Here is a 2,404-nt window from a genome sequence, read left to right on the forward strand (position 1 = left end):
AAATCCTTATCTGGCAAGAGATTTAATTGATTAGTTCGCTCTAGATCGCAAACAATTGACAAAAATCGCGGTAATGTCTGTCTCTATAAGGGTTTCATTCCTTATAACCCCCATCCATTGCATAACACAAACCGAAGAGCCACACTTACTACATTTTCACCCATCGGTTTTAGTGACGCAATCGCTGGAATCACAGGATTTCAGATTGAAGATTTTGAGGACACAACCTTAATTCCCGGATTATCAGTGTAATGGGCATCTCCCAATCTTGGACCGGTTAATATTTTACCTGACGTGGTCAGTATAGGTGATGCTTCTTATTTGGTAAATGATGCTTGGGATGGTATTAGTTTTTTGACAAACAGCAGGCAAGGATTTGTTAGCTTGTCTGATGTTACATCTCTAAAATTTTCTAACAGTCTTACTTCGGTTGGAATTGGAGTTTCCAACTTAAACTTTAATGCAAATTTATTAGTTAATGGTTCATTTTTTCGTTCTTTCAGTTCTTTTAATCCATCTCCAATTCTAGGTACAGGAATTAAGAGTATTTATCTAAGAATTGATGCTGAAGCTGGAGAAACTATCAACTCTATTGGTATTGCTGCTGGTAGCGGTGCAGACTTTATTGTATTTGATCGCCTGGCAATAAAATCTGCCGCACAGCCTCCACAGACTGTCCCTGAACCCTCTAATATCTTTGGTTTAGGCTTGCTCGGACTAGGTTTAGCCGCAATAAAAGTAAAAGGTATCCTATCAAAAAAAGCAAAGTCACCAACAGATAACCCCCAAGAACCAGACAGCTAACTGGGATCAATTGCAGTAGGATAAATTAATCTATCCTACTGCATAATCGGTCAATTGACGAAGTACAGGAGGATGAAAGCCAATGACAATATCTTTTTTAGGAACACCTAGTCTAACTAAATCTTCAGCAATATCTTGTTCTGTCATATTCCATTGAATCCAAATTTTATCAGACTTGAGGTCAATATGAATAAGACAATAATGTACATACTTTTCGCCTTCCCACCCAAAAGTAACGACCTGATAATGTTCTTTTTGTTCATCAAAAATAGCTTGAATCTCCAAATCATTACCAGTGGGTTTATATTGAGTATATTCCGAAAGAATACTTTTGACTAATTGACGATATTTTGCTAACTTATCCATGTTAAGATTACCTCCTGACTTGGCGAAAAAATGATTAATTTTAAATGGTTTTCTCTAATCATCAATTGGGTAAAATCTAAAGAGAAAAAAGTGTCGTAAGTAAAACTAGGAATCTAAAAACAAGACTCTATCTGGATCTTTTCTCTTTAAAACCGCCCGATAATTAAGAAATTGTCCTAGAGCAGTATGAAATTCTGAGATCGCTGAAGACCCCTCTAAAAAACTTTTAATTTCTACGGCAATCTTTTGATGATCTTTAGTCGCAGCAATCAGCTTTTCTGCGCCTAAATCGACAGCCATATTCACCCCTCCAAAACTTATCGTATAAGGGTCATGAGTAATTAACCAATTATCTTTGATCAAAGCGTTTTTGGCTGCTTGATAAACTAAATCTTTAGCCAATTTTACCTTTCTCCTGATTTGATAGGTTATCTTTCCCTGTTTTGAGGTGCGGCTTGAGCAACAAGGACAACTAATTTTCTCTGAACTATAGTACTGAGTCCCATCTAGGGCGACGAGTAAGTTGCCATCCAACGCCTCAAACCCCCTCAAATAGCCTGGCTCCTTCAGCCCTTGATCAATCCATTTGAACAGGGGAAAAAGATGCTTTGCGGCTATTCCATCGAGGATGTTCCGCATCTGCTCTACTGTCGGGATATTGACCAAACCAAACAGACTTTGAGCATTATCTCGTCCACAACGACTATTAAGTTGACGCTGATATTCTAGAAATGATTCATTCTGGCGAAAAAAGGCGGCGAATGCCCCTAATATTCCGTCTTTCAGACTGTAGCGGGTAGCATTGCTGGCACTTCGAGGCTCAGTTATCCCAGCGATAACTAGCTGGAAATAGCTCAGCATCCCCAGAAAACCCAGTTGTTTGACTTCCATTCCCCCGAAACCCACTGTTCAAACCCTTCACTCCATTTTGAAAGGCAAGAGTAAGACGGGTTCTGTATTCTGTGCTACCGTTTGCCTTTGGAATTGCTGGTTGTTGGCAGGAGATGTTGAATAAATTCTGAGATTCTGTTACCTTTGTAACAGAATCTCAGAATGAAACCTTATGGCAGGCATCAAGGCTACTTTTACGTCCACAGATTGTGCCTTTCATATTGAAGGCTACGAAAAGATTGATTTCAGTTTGCTCTATGTAAACGGTGCTTTCAAAATTGGGAATCCCGAAATTGCCGAAAGTTATGCACCATTCAGACGCTGCTTGATGGTGATTGATCAA

The 2,404-nt window shown here is 39.1% G+C and carries 2 protein-coding genes and 1 pseudogene; 1 reads left to right on the plus strand and 2 read right to left on the minus strand.

Going from position 1 to position 2,404, the window contains the following annotated elements:
• Positions 1–294: 294 nt before the first annotated feature.
• On the plus strand, positions 295–804 hold the full coding sequence (locus PX481_RS17145; RefSeq protein WP_288095146.1) for a PEP-CTERM sorting domain-containing protein: 510 nt from the start codon (positions 295–297) through the stop codon (positions 802–804).
• Positions 805–834: 30 nt separating this feature from the next.
• Here the strand turns inward: PX481_RS17145 and PX481_RS17150 are convergent, their stop codons facing one another.
• Both PX481_RS17150 and PX481_RS17155 read right to left on the minus strand, forming a co-directional pair.
• Positions 835–1,170, minus strand: a complete 336-nt coding sequence (locus PX481_RS17150) for a XisI protein (RefSeq protein ID WP_004266796.1) — start codon at positions 1,168–1,170, stop codon at positions 835–837.
• Positions 1,158–1,572 (minus strand): annotated as a pseudogene (locus PX481_RS17155) (element excision factor XisH family protein). The gene PX481_RS17150 and the pseudogene PX481_RS17155 overlap by 13 nt, the downstream one beginning before the upstream one ends.
• Positions 1,573–2,404: the final 832 nt, after the last annotated feature.

It is taken from the genome of Microcystis sp. M53603_WE2 (genome assembly GCF_030065435.1).

Coding starts and splice junctions, on each gene's coding strand:
- PX481_RS17150 (WP_004266796.1), bottom strand. CDS start 1,170: ATGGATAAGTTAGCAAAATATCGTCAATTAGTCAAAAGTATTCTTTCG.